The organism is Chloroflexus sp. (genome assembly GCF_049970315.1).
In the GTDB taxonomy this organism is placed as follows: domain Bacteria; phylum Chloroflexota; class Chloroflexia; order Chloroflexales; family Chloroflexaceae; genus Chloroflexus.
This window is the reverse complement of record NZ_JBMFNE010000013.1, coordinates 84,124-102,417: the sequence shown is the minus strand read 5'-3', so window position 1 is coordinate 102,417 and position 18,294 is coordinate 84,124. Positions and strand designations below refer to the sequence as shown.

Genomic DNA, 18,294 nt, shown 5'->3' with positions numbered 1-18,294 from the left:
CACGCAGCGTGCTATGGAGAAAGGGGCGTACATGCGTGCGCCCCTTTTTGGCTTGAGTGCGTGCTTAGCGCTCTTCCCATCCGATCCGCCGTAGCCGAGCCACAAATTCACTCAGCAAGAGTGCAGTTGCTCCCCAAACTTTATAACCGTTCAACGCAAAGAACGGTACCCGCATCGGTATACCGTTCCGTTCCCAAATCTCTTCACGGATGATGGCCGGATCGAACAGAGAAGAGAGTGGTACCGTAAAGACAAGCTCGACCTCTTCCGGATCGTGGTTTGGCACAAATTCCGTCGGATGAAAACCTACAATGGGTGTCAGATAATTGTTGCTAGGAGGGATGTAGAAGGTCGTTAGTGCCCCGAGCACCTCGATGTTGGTCGGATCAACGCCGATCTCTTCGTGCGCTTCGCGGAGCGCTGCTCCCACCGCACCATCGTCATCGGGATCGATACCACCACCTGGCAGCGATACCTCACCGCGGTGGGTCGTCACTCGGCTCGAACGCACGGTCAGCGGGACGTATAGGCCGTGGTCGTGGGGAAACAGGAGCAGAAGCGCCGCCGACCGACGTGGGGTTACATCCGGTGGTGGCGTAAATGGGCGCAGTGGTGTACCATCGAGCCGGCGCAAAATCAGCAGTTCGTCACGCGCCGGCGGTGGTTCGGCAAGAGCCTGCCGAATGCGGTTGATGTCTTCGTTCCAAGGCATAACGTACTCGACACGTGCGTGTTTGCCCTATTGTACTGCGATTGTCTTAGGCGTGAAAATTATTTAGTATACCTAAATAATTCTCTTAACTTGCCGCGACCGCTCTTCTTCGCTACAATCGAGTTATCGAGATCTACATCGCTAGTGAGGAGGCATGTGTGAACGAATTGTTCGATCCGATTCAGGCCGATCACGACTATCTCATCCATCCCTTAGCTCACCCGACAGCGCACCAACATCCTAAGGTCTGGGTCGCCGGGCGGGGCGCGATTGTGATCGATGCTGAAGGCCGTGAGTACATCGACGGTCTCAGTGGGCTGTGGAATGTGAATGTTGGTCATGGTCGCGTAGAGCTGGCCGAAGCTGCATGCGCCCAGATGAAACAACTGGCGTACTACTCATCGTATGTCGGTTCTACCAATCTGCCTGCCATCCAGTTGGCGCGCAAGTTGAGCGAACTGTTCTACCCAAGTATCAACCACTTCTTCTTCACCTCAGGCGGCGCCGAGAGCACCGAAAGCTCGTTCAAGACGGCCCGCTTCTATTGGAAGGCCGTCGGCAAGCCGGAGAAAGTGAAGTTTATTTCGCGGATGAAAGGGTATCACGGCGTCACCATGGCTGCGATGAGTGCTACCGGCCTTCCCGCCTACTGGCCGATGTTTGAGCCACGGGTGCCTGGGTTTATCCACATCGAGTCGCCCTACCCTTACCGCTTTGTCAATCCGACTCCCCACCTAAGCGATGGTGTGGCGGCGGCAAATCTGCTCGAAGAGGCAATTCTCCGCGAAGGACCAGAAACCGTCGCTGCCTTCATCGCCGAACCGGTGCAGGGTGCCGGGGGCGTCATTCCACCCCAAGACGACTACTTCAAGCGGATTCGCGAGATTTGCGATTACTACGACGTGCTCCTCATCAGCGATGAGGTTATCACCGGTTTTGGTCGTACCGGACGGTGGTTTGGTCTGGAGCATTATGGGATCGAACCCGACATTGCCCAGTTTGCCAAAGGGATTACTTCAGGGTACATTCCACTCGGTGGTATCGGTGTCAGCGACCGCATCTACGAGGTGATCGAGACGGTCCCGCCCGAGCAACGGTGGATGCACGCCTTCACCTATTCCGGCCACCCGACCGCCTGTGCAGTAGCTCTGGCAAACATTGCGATCATCGAGCGCGAAGAGTTGGTACAGCGTGCCGCCGAAGTGGGCGATTACATGTTGCGCCGTCTCCAAGAATTGTACGCTTTACCGCATGTTGGCAATGTCCGCGGCAAAGGTATGATGGCCGGCATCGAGCTGGTCGCCGATACCGCTACGAAGGAACCCTTCCCGCCTAGCGCCAATGTTGGTGTACGAGTTCAGAAAGCGATGACGGAACGCGGTCTCTTCACCCGTGTCGTCGGCGATACCATCTGTCTCGCCCCACCCCTTGTCACCACCTACGAACAGGTTGACCGTATCGTCAGCATTATTGCCGATGCCATCGAGGCAACCGTCGCTACCACATAATCCCTCATTCCATTACGGCTGTGCGCCGCTACCCGGCGCACAGCCGTGCGCCGCTACCCGGCGCACAGCCGTGCGCCGCTACCCTACCCGGCGCACAGCCGTGCGCCGCCTACAATAATACCCAATTGTCGATTAACCGGACCTGATCGAATCGAACCGCCATCGACAGCAATGCCCCTTCTGGTCCAATCTGATCCAGCTCACGTAACGTGTGCGGATGCGCAACACTAACGTATTCCGGTTTTGCCAACGGCTCGGTTGCCAATACCTCACGCATCACTGCCCGTAGCATCTCACCGCTCCGCTCACCAGCAGCGTAGCGTTCGGCGGCCGCTCGTAAGGCGCGGTACAGCACCGGCGCCGCCGCTCGTTGCTCTGGGGTGAGATACACATTCCGACTACTCAGGGCCAATCCGTCCGGCTCGCGCACTGTTGGCACAATCACAATCTCGACCGGAATGTTCAGATCACGTACCATCTGTCGCACAACGATGGTCTGTTGAGCGTCCTTCTGCCCAAAATAGCTCTTGGTCGGCTGAATGATGTTAAACAATTTGCATACCACCGTTGCCACACCTCGGAAATGACCGGGTCGGGCCGCCCCTTCCAACACCTCATCGGCGGCAGGCTGGATGACATACGTACCGAAACCGGGTGGATACATCTCTTCGACGGTTGGGATGAATACCAGATCGACCCCGGCGGCTTCGAGCAGCGCCAGATCGCGCGCCGTATCGCGCGGATAACGGGCATAATCTTCGTGTGGCCCGAATTGGGTGGGATTAACAAAAATACTCACTGCGACCGCCGGGCATTCGACGCGTGCCTGCTCAACGAGCGCCAAATGACCTTGGTGCAGATAGCCCATTGTCGGCACAAAACCTAGTTCGTCAAACGCCGCTCGGGCGCGGCGTGCTTCTGCTATTGTATGCACAACCTGCATAACATCTTCCTCTTGTCTGCCAATTGCTCACCGATCTGCGTCTTCGTGATGGCGACGCCGGCTGACCGTTCTCACGACTCATCGAGGTTGCCCAATGCTGCTGCCAATTCTGTCGGATCCATTCGGCTGCTATGTTCAGGACCGGGAAATGTACCGGTACGTACATCTTGCGCGTATTGCGTCAGTGCTTCCCCGATCATCGTTGCTAGATCGGTGTAGCGACGGGCATGACGTGGCACAAAATCACTGTACAGCCCAAGTAAATCATGCCAAACCTGTACTTGTCCACTACAACCGGCCCCGGCCCCGATCCCAATCGTCGGAATGTGGAGACGTTCGGTAATCGCCTGGGCCAATTCGGCGGGTACCAGCTCAAGCACAATGGCAAATGCACCGGCCTCTTGTACGGCCAGCGCATCTTCCAGCAACTGCCGCGCCTCGTTGGCCCGGCGCCCCTGTACTCGCAACCCGATCTGATTGACCGCTTGCGGCGTAAAGCCGATATGCCCCATGACCGGGATACCCAAATGAACCAACCGGGCAATCGTCGGCGCAATATGCACGCCACCTTCCAGCTTCACCGCTTGCGCACCGGCTTCTTGCAACATCCGTCCGGCACTAATCACCGCCTGTTCTGGTGAAGCATACGTCAGAAATGGTAAATCACCGATGATCAGTGCGTTCCGTGCGCCACGCACGACCGCGCGAGTATGGTGGATCATTTCGTCGAGGGTCACCGATACCGTCGACTCGTGGCCCAACACTACCATCCCTAACGAGTCGCCCACCAGAATCATCGGAATCCCGGCGCGATCGGCGATTTGGGCTGACGTATAGTCATAGGCGGTGACCATCGGAATGCGCTCGCCGCGGGCACGCATCTGCTGAATATCCCGAATTGTTGTACGCATTGCCGGCTCCTTTTGTCTAACATTTGTTACCGGTTATTCCGGTCTGACGATTGTAGCACGGAATAGTACAAAAGGGGGGATGATTACCGGTGTATGACTGAATAAAGTACTATCTATCCTAAAAGATATTTGACAAAATCATGTTATTCGCTTACGATCTAACAAGTGTCGCCTCTCCTACATCTACATGTTATGAAACTACATCCAACGATGGATATCCCGGCTCATCTTGTTCCGTATGCTCGGCGTGTTGCGCTGTCTCACTATGATATTTTTTATTATGATGCCGGCTCAGCAACTGCACCGATCCTCCTTCTTATCCACGGTTTAGGTGATGAAGCCGATACCTGGCGTTCTATTATTCCCCAACTCGCCCGCGCCTACCGCGTGATTGCTCCCGATCTCCCCGGCTTTGGCCGCAGTTCTGGCCCGATTGCGGGCTACAGCCTCACGTTCTTTGCCCGCACGATGGCTGAATTCATCGGGAAGCTGGGGTTGCAATCGGTAACGCTGGTTGGGCATTCGCTCGGTGCGATGATTGCCCAACGTCTGAGTATCGGTCTGCCCGATGTCGTCCAACAGCAAATTCTGGTCGGCGGTTGCCTGCCGATCAAGCGGCATTTCCCGCGTGTCGAGCAATGGACGCTTCTCTTACCGGGGATCGGTGAGTTGGTGTTAGCGGGGATGCAACGCTCGCAGGAGTTAGCCTTTCTCAGTCTGCAACCCTTCTACGCTAATCTTTATGCGTTGCCGGCACGTGAGCAGCGCTTTTTACGTCGGCGAGTGTGGGCGCGGATTCACCACCCCATCCAACGTCGGGCTACCCTCTCGGCGTTGCGCTGGCTGGCCATCGATGCTTTTTTTCGCTGTCACCGCTATCTTGATCTGGTGAGCCAATACGCAATACCAACCGTGCTGATTGCCGGCGAACACGACTTGATTGTCGATGGTGAAATGATCGAAGCAACTGAGGTGTTGTTAGAGCAACGTGCGCTTTATATTCATCTCGAGCGCTGTGGTCATATGCCGCATCAAGAACAGCCCGATCAGATCGTTCATCTGATTGCCGAATTGGTACCATCGCCACTTCACGACGAATACCAATATCTCCATTCTGATAGTTAGGGGTGTTGTCGAGCATAAGAGGGGTTCGATACGAAGGGGCGCAAATATGTTGCGCCCCTTTACAATCGTGGTTTATGATGATGCGATGTGTTCGCCGGCTGCCACCGTTCGTGCCCGCACGAGCGATGCGATGATCGATACGGTGATAACCGTTGCTACCACTCCAAGTGAGACTCCGGTCGGAATCTTCCAGCTTACCCCGACGAGCGCAGCACTCAGGTCGGGTAAGAGCATTTTTATCCCCACAAAGGACAACACTACCGATAACCCCAATTTGAGGTAGTGGAATAGATGCACCACGCCGGCGAGGACAAAGTAGAGCGCACGCAAGCCCAAAATCGCAAAGACGTTTGATGTGTAGACGATAAACGGTTCTTGGGTGACGGCAAAAATGGCCGGGATTGAATCCACGGCGAAGATCAGATCGGTGGTTTCGACCATCACCAAGACGAGCAACAATGGTGTCGCCATCAAGACACCATTGTGACGGGTGAAAAACTTTTGTCCGTCGTAGCGATCGCTAATCGGTACAAAGCGACGGAACATCTGCACGACCGGATTTTTCTCTGGCTCAACTTGCTCGTCTTGGGAGAGCGCCATGCGGATTCCTGTGAAGATCAAGAAGGCACCGAATATCCAAATAATCCAGTGGAATTGCTTGATCAAGGCGGCGCCGGCCAAAATCATCGTTCCGCGCATAATGAGTGCGCCTATGATTCCCCAGAATAGCACGCGATGTTGGTATTTAGCCGGTACTGCAAAATACGAGAAGATTAGTACAAAGACGAAGATATTATCAACACTCAGCGCTTTTTCTATCAGATAGCCGGTTAAGAACGCTAGCCCCGCATCACTCGCACTGAGACTGCTCCCCGGCATGATCTGATCCCAGAAAACGTACAGACCCACGTTGAACAACAGGGCTAGAGTAATCCAGACCACACTCCAAATGGCTGCTTCACGTAACGAGACTTCGTGTGCTTCACGGTGAAACACGCCTAAGTCAATTGCGAGCAGTGCAAGAACAAACAGATTAAATCCAATCCAAACCCATAATGTGTCGAACATTTGACACTACTCCTCATGAAAAAGGCGAGCCGAGCGCAGTTCTCCTGCGTCGGTCTCGCCAGTATCTAATACTCGATGCAACCGGGAATAATGTATTCCGTCTTGACGGCGGCATCGACCTGCACAGCGCAGGCGGCTACTCCCCAACCTCTTGAACTATAGCGTATGTTGACCGTTTATCATAGGGAAAAAATTCCTACCTGCCTGTTGCAGGATGGTACTCGGAATAACGAAAAACCTCACTCACAATTAAAGTTATTTACTGATATTATCAACGATTGTGGTAATATCATTGATCACACTTAATCGATAGTAGGAGCAGGTATTACAATGACCGGTACGGTACTGTCGTTATTAATCGGTGGCTTGATCTTCCTCAGCATTGGTGGTGAGTTATTGGTGCGCGGTGCGAGCCGATTGGCGGTGCTGGTCGGTATTTCGCCGCTCGTCGTTGGTCTAACGGTCGTGGCGTTTGGGACGAGTTCGCCTGAGCTGGCTGTGAGTATTCAAGCCGGTTTAGCTGGTAAGAGCGATATTGCGGTAGGGAATGTGATTGGCAGTAATATTTTCAATATTCTCTTCATTCTGGGTGCTTGTGCGCTAATTAGTCCGTTGATCGTCGCTGTGCAGCTCATCCGGCGAGAAGTGCCGTTGATGATAGTCATTTCCCTTCTTTTTGCCGGGTTAGCGCTCGATGGTGTCATAGGTTGGCTCGATGGATTCCTCTTGTTTAGTCTGTTGTTGATCTATACCATCTGGGCGATCTACGCTAGCCGTAAAGAGAGTATGGCTGCTCAGGTCGAGTTTGCTCAAGAGTTCGGTCCGAACACGTTACCAGAGCAACGTTCTCCGCGCGTGTGGTTCGTCAACCTCGGTTTTATTGTCGGTGGGCTGCTGTGCTTGAGCTTCGGCTCAAACTGGTTGGTCGACGGTGCGACGATGCTCGCCCGAGCCTTTGGGGTGAGCGATGTAGTTATTGGTCTAACCATTGTCGCTGCCGGTACGTCATTACCCGAAGTGGTTGCATCGATTGTGGCTACCATCAAGCGAGAGCGTGATATTGCCGTCGGTAATGTCATTGGCAGTAATATCTTCAATATTCTCGGCATTCTTGGGTTGGCAGCCCTGGTGACCCCCGGTGGATTGCAGGTAGCTCCGGCAGTGAGCACCTTTGATCTCCCGGTGATGCTTGCGGTCGCTTTCGCTACATTGCCTATTTTCATCACCGGTCTTAGTATTAATCGATGGGAAGGCGTGCTCTTCTTAAGCTACTACATCGCTTATACGACTTACGTGTTATTGGCTGCAACTCAGCACGATGCACTACCGGCGTTTAGCAGTGTGATGGTGTCGTTTGTCTTGCCGATCACGGTGGTAACGCTCGCCATTCTAACCTTCCACGCCATCCGTCGCCGTGATTGGCAGAAGGTGCAATCGTAATCCACCGCCTTACGGTAGGACAACTAATACGCCCTGTTGCGCTTCGTGGCCGGGAATACGGCAATAAAACCGGTATTCGCCGGGAGCCGGTGCTCGAAACGTCAAAATTGCATCAACGCCCGGATCGGCTGAGACGGTGCGATCACCGGCTGGAAGTTCGATGGTAAAGCTGTGCGCAACTTGGCCGCGATTGCGGAGACGGATAAAAATCTGTTCGCCGGTTTGGGCTTCGACCCGGTCAGGATCAAAGCGCATTTCGGTCGCGGTGATTTCAATCGTGCGTTCACGCAGCGGTTCACCGCAAGCGCTGAGCAAGAGCAGTCCACCGATAAGAACGACGGTAATGAGCACAATGTGCTTGGTCAGCGAATGAAGTGTTGTCTTCATCATGATACTCTGCGTGCGATGTATGATAGGTCGCCTGTGACAGCTTAGCGGTTTTCGGGTAAAATGGCAAAAGACCTAACCTTCAAAGAATGATCGGCTGTTGTGTAATCGCTTGCCGGTATGGCAAGTAGATGGGCTAATGTATTACTGTGTGCATTGGCAATCGGTGTGTAGTAATTATTGTAGCAGCCATCGGTATCCTGCTTGTTAATCTTACCCTCAGTGAAGCGTCAAGTTTCTACAGTAGTTGGTTGAGGAGAGCATGCTCTATCCACTGGTATTGATTGCACTAGCCGCAGCACCGTTGGCGCTGATTGCTCGCGCTTCCGGTCGTGAACGGATTGCGTGGGGGTTGGCTCTGATCCCGCTGGCGATCTTTGGCTTGACACTCGTACAGGCCGGCCCGGTCTGGTCAGGCGGCCATGTCGCTGAGCGGATCGATTGGGTACCGGCGTTGGGGCTTCAGCTTAGCTTTACCCTTGATGGGTTAAGTTTACTCTTCGCGCTGATTATCAGCGGGATCGGAACGCTGATCGTCGGTTATGCCGGTCATTATCTTGCCAAGGACAGTGGTCTGGGCCGCTTTCTAGCCTACCTGATGCTGTTTATGGGGGCAATGCTCGGATTGGTATTGGCCGGTAATGTACTGACGATGTTCGTGTTCTGGGAATTGACCTCGGTTACGTCGTATTTGCTGATCGGCTACAAGCACGATTACGCCGATGCCCGGCGTGGCGCGTTGCATTCACTTCTCGTGACCGGTGGTGGTGGGTTGGCACTGCTGGTTGGCTTACTGTTGCTAGGGCAAGCTGCCGGAAGTTACGAGTTGAGCGATATTCTGGCCGCCGGTGATCGCTTGCAAACCCATGCGCTTTATCCAGCCGCAGTGGTGTTGATCCTTATAGGCTGTTTTACCAAGTCGGCCCAAGTTCCGTTTCACTTCTGGTTGCCGGGGGCGATGCAAGCACCAACGCCGGCGAGTGCCTTCCTCCATTCGGCAACGATGGTCAAGGCCGGTGTCTACTTGATGGCGCGGCTCAGCGCGGCACTGGGCGGTACCGCCCTATGGGACGTGACACTGGCCGTGGTTGGTGGTACTACCATGACCTTCGCCGCAATTGTGGCAATGCGTCAGTTCGATCTCAAGGCGATGCTCGCCTATACTACCATCAGTATGTTAGGTGCTTTGACAATGCAGATCGGTCTGGGTGGTAAGTATGGCGCTGAAGGGGTGGCGACCAATATTTTGGCCCATGCCCTCTATAAATCGGCCCTGTTCATGCTGGCCGGTGTGATCGACCATGAGTGTGGAACGCGCGATCTGCGGCGGCTGGGTGGGCTACGTTCGTATATGCCGATCACGATGGTGATTACAGCGTTGGCTCTGCTTTCGTTTGGTGGTATTCCGGTAATGTTTGGTTTTGTTGCCAAAGAGCTGATGCTGGAGGCGGCCCTCGAGACCGAACTCGGCGCAACGCTCAGTGTGTTGGCAGTGGCAGCAATTGCCGTGACCGCAGTGGCGTATCTGATTACCGGCTGGCGGTTGTTTAGCAATACCTTTCTCGGTCAGCGCAGTATGGCCATGATGCAGCAACACATTACTGACCCCACACCGGGGATGTTGGTCGGTCCTGGCGTGCCGGCCTTGTTGTCGCTGCTCATCCCTCTGGCATTGCTCGGCCCGATAAGCGGATTGATCGGACCGGCCAGCTCGGCGATCTACGGTAAGGCGCTTGAGGTCGAATTGGCCCTCTGGCACGGGATCAATCCGGCGCTGCTCGTCAGCCTTAGCGCGATTGTGATGGGCGCGGTGTTGGCACGCTTCGGTGAGCAATTGGCGGATCTGCGTGGTTGGCCGGTGTGGTCGCGGGGCGATATGATTTTCGACCGTCTGATTGAACAAACTCTGGCCGGTGCTACGGCGTTGACCCGCATGCTCCAATCGGGTCAGTTACGGCGCTATATCTTGATCACCGCACTGACGATGTTGGTGTTTGTTGGGGTGCCGTTTGTAAGGTTTGGTTTCGATGCGGTTCGCTTCGACGTTGATCCGCAATTGCAGTTTTATGAGATACTGGCCGCGTCGCTCATTCCCATTGGCGTAATCGCTACTATTCGGGCGCGTACCCGCTTGGGAGCCATTATTGCTGTCGGCGTGGTCGGTGCGATGGTTTCGCTCCTGTTCGTGCTCTTCTCGGCTCCCGATCTCGCCTTAACCCAACTGTTGATCGAAGTGCTCTCTACTGTCTTTTTGTTACTCGTCTTCTCTGTTCTGCCGGTGCGGTTCGAGAGCTTTTCGGCGGCGTGGGTGCGGCGACGCGATGCGATCCTCGCAACCGTGATGGGCGTACTGATGGGCGGTTTGGTATTGGCTATCGCTACCAATACCTCCTTCGCTTCATTGGCTCCGTTCTTTCTCGAAAATAGCCTTGAGAAGGGCAAAGGCGCCAACGTGGTCAACGTGATTTTGGTTGACTTCCGCGGTTTCGATACAATGGGCGAAATTACCGTCTTGTTTATTGCTCTGCTCGGTATCTACGGGTTGTTGCGTCTACGACAGGGGAAAGATAATGTCACACCGGAACGAGTTCCCACTACCGAACCGGTCGGCGAACCGATCGATACCCAGAGATAGTGCTCTCTACGACTCGCTGATTCTGCGCACGATCAGCCGGCTGATGATGCCGCTGCTGATGCTCCTATCGATATTTATGCTGCTGCGTGGGCACAATCTCCCTGGCGGTGGCTTTATCGGCGGCTTGTTAGCCGCAAGCGCAATCATCCTCCAAATGATCGCGTTTGGGCCGAAGACGGCTCGCCGGATTTTGCCGATCAATTATCTCATGTTGGCTGCCTTTGGGGTCTTTTTTGGCGCGATTTGGGGTGTGCCGGCATTGTTTTCCGGCTTACCCTACATGCAGGCTTTTTGGTTGCCTGAACCGATCCCTGGTGTTGGTAAGATCGGTACGCCGGTACTGTTTGATGTAGGGGTGTATCTAACGGTGATTGGGGTGACGACAAAGATCGCTTTATTGCTGGTCGAAGAGCCTACCCTCTTCCCCTTACCGGCAATGAAATCGGCGCCTGTTGAAGCAGAGGGCGAGGAGGTTGCATGATCATCCTGTTGGCGATTGCAATCGGTTCGCTATTCGGCGGTGCTACCTACTTGATGCTGCGCCGCTCCGTGGTCAAGCTGATTTTGGGGCTAATCATGTTGAGTCATGGCGTCAACCTGCTCATCTTCACTATGGGCGATGGAGTGCGCCGTGGCGCACCGCCACTGGTTGATGCTAACGGCCAACCGCCACCCGGTGTCGCCGATCCGTTGGTGCAGGCACTGATTTTAACCGCTATCGTGATCAGTTTTGGGTTTACCGCTTTTGTGTTAGCACTGGCCTATCGCTCGAATCAGGCGGTTGGAAGCGACGATCTTGATGATCTTTCGACAACTGACCGATTGTAAGGGAACACTGTTGGGCGAATAGTTGGTGCCTTAGCGCGCAGTATAGCGAATGGCAGGAATAGCACCATGGTTTTTCATCTCTTCGTGCCGATTGTTTCACCGCTGATCGGTGCAGCACTGGCCGTTTTGCTTCACCGCCAACGCCTCGTTGCGAGGACTATTACCATCACCAGCATACTCATCAACCTCGGGTACGGCCTATGGCTGATGAGTGTTGTGCCGACAAGGGGGCCGTTAGTGGCGCAGGCATCGGGTTGGCTGGCGCCGTTTGGTATCTCGCTGGTCGTTGATGGCATGAGCGCGCTTATGGTGATGCTGGCAGCATTGCTCATGCTTCCTACCGTCATCTATAGCTTTTACTCGGTAGATAACGAGCGCGAACGACACTTCTACTATCCACTCTTGTTACTCTTGTTGCTCGGCGTCAGCGGTGCGTTTCTGACCGGCGATCTCTTCAACCTGTACGTTTGGTTTGAGGTATTGCTGGTGGCCTCATTTGGCCTGATAACGCTCGGTGGTAGCCGTGACCAGCTCGAAGGTGGTTTGAAGTATGTGGTGCTCAATCTGTTGGGTAGTACCAGTTTTCTGTTTGGGTGTGGATTGACCTACGGGTTTGCCGGGACGCTCAATATGGCGCATATTGCCGAGCGTATGGCAACGCTCGGTAATCCCGGTTTGCAGACGGTGCTGGCCGGCATCTTTCTCTTTGCCTTTGGCAGCAAAGCAGCAATTGTTCCCCTCTTCTTCTGGCTACCATCGAGTTACCATACACCGCCGGTCGCGGTAACGGCAATCTTTAGTGGCTTGATGACGAAGGTGGGTGTCTATTCACTTTACCGAGTGTTTGGGTTGCTGTTCCAGAACGAATTGGCGATCTATGGGCCGTGGATCATCCTGTTGGCCGGTCTGACGATGGTGATTGGCGTGTTGGGGGCAGTGGCGCAGATGAATGTACGCCGCATCCTCAGCTTTCATATCATCAGTCAGATCGGCTATAGCGTGATGGGGTTAGGCTTGGCGAGTGCTGCCGGTCTCGCCGCCGGTCTTGTCTTTACCGCCCACGTTATGATCGTCAAGATGGCACTGTTCTTTATCGGGGGAGCTGCCGAACAAATCAACGGGACCGGCGATCTGAAGAAGATGGGCGGTCTGGCCCGGCGTGAACCATGGCTGGCGTTGTTCTGGTTCCTTGGGATTCTCTCGCTGGCCGGCATTCCACCACTGAGTGGCTTTATTGGCAAACTCATTCTCTTGCAAGTAGGTGTCAGCCAACAGGAGTATCTGATCACGGCTGTTGCCGCCGGCACGAGTATTCTGACCTTCTTCTCGATGCTCAAAATTTGGAACGAAGTCTTCTGGAAGAAGTCATACGAAGATGTTAATCGGTTACCGCGGGTGCGTTTTGGGTTGCTCGCACCGGGTGCAGCCCTCGTTATCCTGAGTGTGGCTCTTGGCTTGCTGGCGGGGCCATTCGTTGAGTACAACACGATTGCCGGGCAACAGGCGTTTGACCGGGCAACATACATTACCGCCGTCTGTGGGGCAGATGGTTGTGAAGCGGTGTATCGGGCTGCAGTGAAGTAGAGGTCGATATGATCGTATTGGTGCTGATACTCACCCTGACGTGGATGGCTTTGCAGAGCAGTTTTACCCTGCCCGATCTCATCGTTGGGCTCATCATCAGCTACAGTCTGGTGACGCTTGCAAGCCGCTTCCTGAGCGCGCCATTTACCGACGGGGGGTTGGGCCGCTCGCGTATCGATAATCGGAACTATGCACGGCTAACGCTGAAATGGATTTCCTTTATTGGGTTTGCCTTATGGAGTATTCTCAAGGCAAATATTGATATGGCCCGGATTGTGCTCTTCCGACGGGTAGCTGATATTAGACCGGGCATTATCGCTATTCCACTTGATGTGAAGAGTGATGCCGGGATTACCGTGCTGGCTAACCTGATCACACTGACGCCGGGGACGGTATCGCTTGACGTGTCAACGGATCGGCGCACGATTTACATTCACTGTATTGATGTGCAAGATGCCGATGCAGTGCGGGACGATATTAAGCAGAATTTCGAGCGGCGGGTGATGGAATTGTTGCCGTAGAGGTAGCTATGTTCAATATGCTGATAGCAATATTAATGGGGATTGTCGCGATCTCGATGATACTCTGCACTGCTCGTCTCTTGATGGGACCGAGTATTCCCGACCGAGCAATGGCGTTCGATACCCTGATGGTACACGTTGTTGCGTTGGTGGCACTGTATGTGGTGATAACCGATCAGTTAGCGCTTGTTGATGCGATCTTGGTCGTTGCCGTCTTAGGTTTTCTTAGCACGGTGGCGATTGCGCGCTATATTGAGGAGGGGCGTAGTTGATGGATCTCAAAGAGATTGTAACCCTCGTGCTGGCAACTATCGGTGTCGTGTTCATGTTGTTGGCGGCGATTGGTATGTTAAAGCTGCCTGACCTCTACACCCGCGTTCACGCCACGGGCAAAGCCGGTACGTTAGGCGTAACCGGTGTGCTACTATCAGTCGCAGTCCATCATGGTGATCTGGTAGCAGCCGCAAAGATGATAGCCTTAATTGCATTTTTCTTGTTAACGGCACCGGTTGCTGCCCATATGCTTGATCGGGCTGCCTATTTGACCGGAGTACGCCGCGCACCACAGACGGTGCAAGACGATTTGGTCGGTAAATACGATATGGAACAAGGTCGGTTACGCTAAGTCATAACCGCACCGGTTACCGATTGTCTGCCGACGAACCGCGTTGGGCGGCTGCCACAATCTGCTGCAAATAGTGTTGCCAATACTGCTGGTTCGCGCGGGTCAAGCGTCGGATTGCGTCGATATCGCCGGCTTCACCGGCTGCAACGGCAGCAGCGAGTGACTCTTGGAAGGCACGGGCGAGGTCGGCGACAGCCTTTCGTAATTCGGCATTCATGGCTCGTTGCCGTTCGAGCTGCTCATACAGCCACTCATTGAGGCGCAGTTGTTCTTCGAGCTGTTCACGCAACCGCTGTTCGGTTGGAGTCATAGCACACCTCAAAAATCGCAGCGCCCAACCTGTGGCAGGTCGGGCGCAAATTGGCGGGGAGAGTGAGATTCGAACTCACGAGGGCTTATTAGGCCCTACCCGTTTTCGAGACGGGCACGTTCAACCACTCCGTCATCTCCCCGTGTCGCGTCTTGGCTTATTATAGCGAGATCGAGCGATCTGTGCAAGCGGTTCACACCCGCTTAAGCACCACCATGGTCATATCGTCGGCTTGCGGGGTATCACTGACGAAAGCGGAGACGGCTTGCAGGATGGCCTCTACAATCTCGTGTGGTGAGAGGTGACTGACGGAGCGTAGTACTGTGGACAAGCGCTCATCACCGAATAGTTCGCGCTGTGGATTCATCGCTTCGGTGATGCCGTCGGTGTAGAACAGCACAACATCACCCGGTTCGAGGATGATTTCGCCAGGTGTAAACTGCGGATCGGGAATGATGCCAAGTACAATCCCTTGTGCAGCGAGCGGTGTAACCTGTCCGGTAGCCCGTTGATAGAGTAAAGGGTAATTATGACCACCGTTGGCATACGTAAGATGGCCGGTGCTCGGGTCAAGCAGGGCATAGAAGCAAGTAACGAACAGACCGGCGCGCGAGTCGGCGAGGATAATGCGGTTAGCACGTTGGAGAACGGCAACCGGCGGTCGACCGTCGATGGCACTTGCCCGCAAGATGGTTCGTGAAAGGGCCATAAAGAGTGCAGCCGGGACGCCTTTATCGGTGACATCGGCAATAACTATCCCGAAGCGTGGATTATGGCCGGAGGCAGTGGGTGACGTCTCGATAAAATCGTAAAAATCGCCACCGACGCGGCGGGCGGCGCGGTAGAAGGCTTCAATGTGCCAGCCCGGTAACAGTGGACAACAATCGGGTAAAAAACTCGCCTGTATTTCACTCGCCAAATCAAGTTCACGCTCGAGTCGCTGACGTGCAAGCTCTGCCTGATGAAGTCGTTCGCGGTCGATCAATTGGGCTAATTGGCTGGCAAGCAGGCCAAGCAGCTCTGCTTCGCTATCGAGAAAGGTACGGCTAGAAACAGTATTGACCATCAGCAGGCCGATCGGTGTGCCACCAATCTCAATCGGTACCGCAAGATGACCTTGAAAGTTTTGTCGGCATAAGAGTGGTGGTAAGCGTTGGAGGGTTTCTGCCGGTAGTTGGCTGCTGCGTTCTGGCAAATACCACAAGTGTGGATGCTCATCATCAAGGATCATCGGCCAAGCCTGATCTGATGGTAGCTCCCAGCCATGACATGCCCGTAAGATAGCTCGTCCACCCTCTTCATCAGCCTCGATAAACGCACAGGCGTCGGCGTCGAGTAGGCGAGTGCCGATGCGGAGAAGCCGCTGCAACGTCGGCTCAAGATCGTCACTGCCGAGTAACTCTTGTGAGAGTGACAGTAAGGCGCGTCGTTCTTGTCCTCGTCGAACGCTTACTTCCGCATAGAGACGCGCTTGGGCGATAGCCGTCCCCAATATGTGACTAATAGCAGCGATCAGGTGTTGATCGGCAATTGCAAGTCGCGCCCAACGACTCGTCGCGAGGTTGAGTAAACCAACCGTGCGTAGGCCATCGTGCAACTCGACCGAAACGTGGTGGGAAAGACCACGCTTATCCCCAATAGCAATGCGTAGCCGCGAACAGTCAATGAGCGATGGCTCGCGGAGTTGGCCGGTTTGGCATGCCACCTGACACGCGCATTCACCTTGCCAGGCTAACCCGGGATAGTTGAGAGCCGGCGGGAGCCGATGGCGAGCGGCAAGGACGAACTGATCTCGCTCATCGCGGAGATAGATCCAGCCCGCCTCTAATCCGGTTAGCTCTAGAATATGTGTAAGCGCTGCATCGAGGGCGACACGCAAATCGCGGGTTTGATTCAGTGCGTGAGTAAGTGAGCGTAATGCGGCCCATTCAGCAATACGTTGAGATGACATAATATAGTAAACTAAGCTGATCGTCAGACGAGTGAAGTGAGATGGTGTGGGTAGAGTAAAAAGACATCCAACAACGAATAAACGAATGGATCGTTGCGCTCGTTGTTCGCTCGTGCGCGATCCACTACGTTTATTCGTTGAGATGGGCTATGAGAGCTTTTTCCGACTGATCGAAACCCCGTCACGCAACGGAATGATCACCGACTCAAGCTGCGGATGTTCCATAATTGCCCGATTGAAGCGTTGGATGCCACGCACGAGTGGCGAAACGTCTTCTTCAAGCACTTGCGCGCTACACAGCACGTTATCGGCAATCAGGACACCACCAGGTTGCAAGAGAGGAACACACAACTCCAGGGCCTGGGTTGCCTGCATATCGTTGGATGAACTGCGGAGCACATCGAGGAAGATCAGGTCAAATTGTTCGTTCAGCGATGGTAACAACTCGTACCATTCACCGAGATGAATGGTGATCAGATCGCTCATTCCCGCTGCACTGATCACCTCGGTAGCCAACTTCACGCGCTCAGGGTTGCGTTCGATAGCCGTCATCTTGCCACCGGTTTGGCGGAGTGCCTTCATAATGTAGATTGCGGCGTATCCCGTAGTGATACCGACTTCGAGCGCGTTGCGGGCATTCATCATCAGTGCTTGTAAATAGAGAAATTGCCCTTGTACCGGCCCAACGAGTGATAGACCCTGCTGTTTGGCGCGTGTTTCAAGGCTTGCCAAAACCTCGTCACGCGGTGGCATCAGATCGTGGAGATAGTCTTCAATTGCAATATTCGTGATGTCGTATCGCATCACGCCCTCCTAACCTAGATTTTCGCGGTGGTACATGCGGCTGTCGCCCCAATGGCGTCAGTTGCATATGCAAACAATTCGGCTCAGACTAAATTGTATCACACCCTTGGCATTATTGAAGTACGATCTGTGGCTATCTGTTCTCGGTTACGGGCAAGATAGAAGGCTGAACGTCTTACGGTGATGCCTATCTTGTGGTATGATCTGAGTTATCACATATGCGTAAGTTTGCAGCGGGAGGGCAGCCGTGGCCGCGATTCGTATCCTAATTGCCGAGGATAATGATCTCGTTTCGCTCACTCTTGAAGAGCAACTGAAGGGGTTGGGCTACGAGGTAGTTGGTATTGCTCGCACCGGTGCAGAGGCGGTAATGCTGGCTAGTCGCCTGAAACCTGATCTGGTGATTATGGATATTCGGATGCCGGAGATGGACGGTACCGAAGCAACCTCGCGAATCCGTGATCAGACGGGAATACCGGTTGTGATGTTGACGGCGTTTGCCGATAAGGAGACGATTCGACGTGCCGAAGCTGCTGGTGCGCTGGCCTATTTAGTGAAGCCGGTGAATGAGCAAGAGTTGCCACCGGCAATTGCGATTGCTTTAGCACGCCATCGAGAAATGCAGAGTTTGCGGAATGAGAATCTCGAGTTGCAAGAGGCACTTGAGGCACGTAAGTTGATCGAGCGGGCGAAGGGTATCCTTATGCAACGCCTTGGCCTTACTGAGCGTGACGCTTACGAGCGGCTGCGCCAGCGTGCTCGTGATAAACGTACTAAGATGAAGGATATTGCGCAGGCGATTATCGAGGCGGAAGAGTTGCTTGGCTCGTGACTCGGAAGGCGCAGAGGGTGGGAAACGCAAAGACGCGAAGGACGCAAAGATCGCGAAGGGATATGATAGCTAACATCCTTTCTGCACCATGGCGTGGCATCATCTTAGAC

19 protein-coding genes and 1 tRNA gene are annotated in these 18,294 nt (G+C 54.2%); 11 read left to right on the top strand and 9 right to left on the bottom strand.

Translation table 11 applies throughout. The features are described from left to right. Positions 1 to 64: 64 nt before the first annotated feature. Positions 65 to 712: an NUDIX hydrolase gene (locus tag ACP5OT_RS10740; RefSeq protein ID WP_424675355.1), complete on the bottom strand. Its 648-nt coding sequence runs from the start codon at positions 710 to 712 to the stop codon at positions 65 to 67. A 158-nt stretch (positions 713 to 870) separates the two neighbouring features. On the opposite strand from ACP5OT_RS10740, the gene ACP5OT_RS10735 reads away from it, so the two are divergent. After that, a complete protein-coding gene (locus ACP5OT_RS10735) occupies positions 871 to 2,220 on the top strand; it encodes an aspartate aminotransferase family protein (RefSeq protein ID WP_424675356.1) in 1,350 nt (449 codons plus the stop codon). Between the two features lie 109 nt (positions 2,221 to 2,329). Here ACP5OT_RS10735 and panC read toward each other — a convergent pair whose 3' ends face one another. Both panC and panB read right to left on the bottom strand, forming a co-directional pair. Continuing rightward, positions 2,330 to 3,163, bottom strand: coding sequence for a pantoate--beta-alanine ligase (gene panC, locus ACP5OT_RS10730; RefSeq protein ID WP_428111521.1), 834 nt, complete (start codon positions 3,161 to 3,163; stop codon positions 2,330 to 2,332). Positions 3,164 to 3,234: 71 nt separating this feature from the next. Continuing rightward, positions 3,235 to 4,074, bottom strand: coding sequence for a 3-methyl-2-oxobutanoate hydroxymethyltransferase (gene panB, locus ACP5OT_RS10725; RefSeq protein WP_428132082.1), 840 nt, complete (start codon positions 4,072 to 4,074; stop codon positions 3,235 to 3,237). 192 nt (positions 4,075 to 4,266) lie between these two features. Here panB and ACP5OT_RS10720 point away from each other — a divergent pair, with 192 nt between their 5' ends. After that, positions 4,267 to 5,199, top strand: coding sequence for an alpha/beta fold hydrolase (locus tag ACP5OT_RS10720; protein WP_428132080.1), 933 nt, complete (start codon positions 4,267 to 4,269; stop codon positions 5,197 to 5,199). A 72-nt stretch (positions 5,200 to 5,271) separates the two neighbouring features. Here the strand turns inward: ACP5OT_RS10720 and ACP5OT_RS10715 are convergent, their stop codons facing one another. Then, entirely contained in the window at positions 5,272 to 6,267 is a 996-nt protein-coding gene (locus ACP5OT_RS10715; protein WP_424675360.1) for a TerC family protein, read from the bottom strand. A 330-nt stretch (positions 6,268 to 6,597) separates the two neighbouring features. Here ACP5OT_RS10715 and ACP5OT_RS10710 point away from each other — a divergent pair, with 330 nt between their 5' ends. After that, positions 6,598 to 7,707, top strand: coding sequence for a calcium/sodium antiporter (locus ACP5OT_RS10710; RefSeq protein WP_424675361.1), 1,110 nt, complete (start codon positions 6,598 to 6,600; stop codon positions 7,705 to 7,707). 9 nt (positions 7,708 to 7,716) lie between these two features. Here ACP5OT_RS10710 and ACP5OT_RS10705 read toward each other — a convergent pair whose 3' ends face one another. Next, positions 7,717 to 8,097, bottom strand: coding sequence for a cupredoxin domain-containing protein (locus ACP5OT_RS10705; RefSeq protein WP_424675362.1), 381 nt, complete (start codon positions 8,095 to 8,097; stop codon positions 7,717 to 7,719). A gap of 259 nt (positions 8,098 to 8,356) precedes the next feature. Between ACP5OT_RS10705 and mbhE the strand changes: the two genes are divergently transcribed. The 7 genes from mbhE (at position 8,357) to mnhG (ending at position 14,287) form a co-directional block, all read left to right on the top strand. Next, positions 8,357 to 10,729: a hydrogen gas-evolving membrane-bound hydrogenase subunit E gene (gene mbhE / locus ACP5OT_RS10700; protein ID WP_428132077.1), complete on the top strand. Its 2,373-nt coding sequence runs from the start codon at positions 8,357 to 8,359 to the stop codon at positions 10,727 to 10,729. Further along, a complete protein-coding gene (locus ACP5OT_RS10695; protein WP_428132074.1) occupies positions 10,665 to 11,210 on the top strand; it encodes a Na+/H+ antiporter subunit B in 546 nt (181 codons plus the stop codon). The genes mbhE and ACP5OT_RS10695 overlap by 65 nt, the downstream gene beginning before the upstream one ends. Beyond that, positions 11,207 to 11,557 (top strand): sodium:proton antiporter, encoded by a 351-nt coding sequence (locus ACP5OT_RS10690; RefSeq protein WP_287904910.1) that lies wholly within the window; start codon positions 11,207 to 11,209, stop codon positions 11,555 to 11,557. Before ACP5OT_RS10695 ends, ACP5OT_RS10690 begins: the two co-directional genes overlap by 4 nt. A 66-nt stretch (positions 11,558 to 11,623) precedes the next feature. Continuing rightward, on the top strand, positions 11,624 to 13,141 hold the full coding sequence (locus ACP5OT_RS10685) for a proton-conducting transporter membrane subunit (protein ID WP_424675365.1): 1,518 nt from the start codon (positions 11,624 to 11,626) through the stop codon (positions 13,139 to 13,141). An 8-nt stretch (positions 13,142 to 13,149) separates the two neighbouring features. After that, positions 13,150 to 13,662: a Na+/H+ antiporter subunit E gene (locus ACP5OT_RS10680; RefSeq protein ID WP_424675366.1), complete on the top strand. Its 513-nt coding sequence runs from the start codon at positions 13,150 to 13,152 to the stop codon at positions 13,660 to 13,662. 17 nt (positions 13,663 to 13,679) lie between these two features. Further along, entirely contained in the window at positions 13,680 to 13,934 is a 255-nt protein-coding gene (locus ACP5OT_RS10675) for a monovalent cation/H+ antiporter complex subunit F (RefSeq protein WP_424675367.1), read from the top strand. After that, complete coding sequence (mnhG, locus tag ACP5OT_RS10670; protein ID WP_424675387.1) at positions 13,934 to 14,287, top strand: monovalent cation/H(+) antiporter subunit G; 354 nt, start codon at positions 13,934 to 13,936, stop codon at positions 14,285 to 14,287. Before ACP5OT_RS10675 ends, mnhG begins: the two co-directional genes overlap by 1 nt. Before the next feature lie 16 nt (positions 14,288 to 14,303). On the opposite strand, the gene ACP5OT_RS10665 is transcribed toward mnhG, so the two are convergent. The 4 genes from ACP5OT_RS10665 to ACP5OT_RS10650 all read right to left on the bottom strand — a co-directional run bounded on the left by ACP5OT_RS10665 (position 14,304) and on the right by ACP5OT_RS10650 (position 17,352). Then, positions 14,304 to 14,597, bottom strand: a complete 294-nt coding sequence (locus tag ACP5OT_RS10665) for a DUF2203 domain-containing protein (RefSeq protein WP_424675368.1) — start codon at positions 14,595 to 14,597, stop codon at positions 14,304 to 14,306. 51 nt (positions 14,598 to 14,648) lie between these two features. Beyond that, positions 14,649 to 14,739 (bottom strand) — tRNA-Ser (locus tag ACP5OT_RS10660). A 51-nt stretch (positions 14,740 to 14,790) separates the two neighbouring features. Further along, entirely contained in the window at positions 14,791 to 16,548 is a 1,758-nt protein-coding gene (locus ACP5OT_RS10655; RefSeq protein WP_424675369.1) for a GAF domain-containing SpoIIE family protein phosphatase, read from the bottom strand. Between the two features lie 147 nt (positions 16,549 to 16,695). Next, a complete protein-coding gene (locus ACP5OT_RS10650; RefSeq protein WP_287904892.1) occupies positions 16,696 to 17,352 on the bottom strand; it encodes an O-methyltransferase in 657 nt (218 codons plus the stop codon). 247 nt (positions 17,353 to 17,599) lie between these two features. On the opposite strand from ACP5OT_RS10650, the gene ACP5OT_RS10645 reads away from it, so the two are divergent. Continuing rightward, entirely contained in the window at positions 17,600 to 18,184 is a 585-nt protein-coding gene (locus tag ACP5OT_RS10645; RefSeq protein WP_424675370.1) for an ANTAR domain-containing response regulator, read from the top strand. The last annotated feature ends 110 nt before the right edge of the window (positions 18,185 to 18,294 follow it).

Coding starts and splice junctions, on each gene's coding strand:
- ACP5OT_RS10740 (WP_424675355.1), bottom strand. CDS start 712: ATGCCTTGGAACGAAGACATCAACCGCATTCGGCAGGCTCTTGCCGAA.
- panC (WP_428111521.1), bottom strand. CDS start 3,163: ATGCAGGTTGTGCATACAATAGCAGAAGCACGCCGCGCCCGAGCGGCG.
- panB (WP_428132082.1), bottom strand. CDS start 4,074: ATGCGTACAACAATTCGGGATATTCAGCAGATGCGTGCCCGCGGCGAG.
- ACP5OT_RS10720 (WP_428132080.1), top strand. CDS start 4,267: ATGAAACTACATCCAACGATGGATATCCCGGCTCATCTTGTTCCGTAT.
- ACP5OT_RS10715 (WP_424675360.1), bottom strand. CDS start 6,267: ATGTTCGACACATTATGGGTTTGGATTGGATTTAATCTGTTTGTTCTT.
- ACP5OT_RS10710 (WP_424675361.1), top strand. CDS start 6,598: ATGACCGGTACGGTACTGTCGTTATTAATCGGTGGCTTGATCTTCCTC.
- ACP5OT_RS10705 (WP_424675362.1), bottom strand. CDS start 8,097: ATGATGAAGACAACACTTCATTCGCTGACCAAGCACATTGTGCTCATT.
- mbhE (WP_428132077.1), top strand. CDS start 8,357: ATGCTCTATCCACTGGTATTGATTGCACTAGCCGCAGCACCGTTGGCG.
- ACP5OT_RS10695 (WP_428132074.1), top strand. CDS start 10,665: ATGTCACACCGGAACGAGTTCCCACTACCGAACCGGTCGGCGAACCGA.
- ACP5OT_RS10690 (WP_287904910.1), top strand. CDS start 11,207: ATGATCATCCTGTTGGCGATTGCAATCGGTTCGCTATTCGGCGGTGCT.
- ACP5OT_RS10685 (WP_424675365.1), top strand. CDS start 11,624: ATGGTTTTTCATCTCTTCGTGCCGATTGTTTCACCGCTGATCGGTGCA.
- ACP5OT_RS10680 (WP_424675366.1), top strand. CDS start 13,150: ATGATCGTATTGGTGCTGATACTCACCCTGACGTGGATGGCTTTGCAG.
- ACP5OT_RS10675 (WP_424675367.1), top strand. CDS start 13,680: ATGCTGATAGCAATATTAATGGGGATTGTCGCGATCTCGATGATACTC.
- mnhG (WP_424675387.1), top strand. CDS start 13,934: ATGGATCTCAAAGAGATTGTAACCCTCGTGCTGGCAACTATCGGTGTC.
- ACP5OT_RS10665 (WP_424675368.1), bottom strand. CDS start 14,597: ATGACTCCAACCGAACAGCGGTTGCGTGAACAGCTCGAAGAACAACTG.
- ACP5OT_RS10655 (WP_424675369.1), bottom strand. CDS start 16,548: ATGTCATCTCAACGTATTGCTGAATGGGCCGCATTACGCTCACTTACT.
- ACP5OT_RS10650 (WP_287904892.1), bottom strand. CDS start 17,352: ATGCGATACGACATCACGAATATTGCAATTGAAGACTATCTCCACGAT.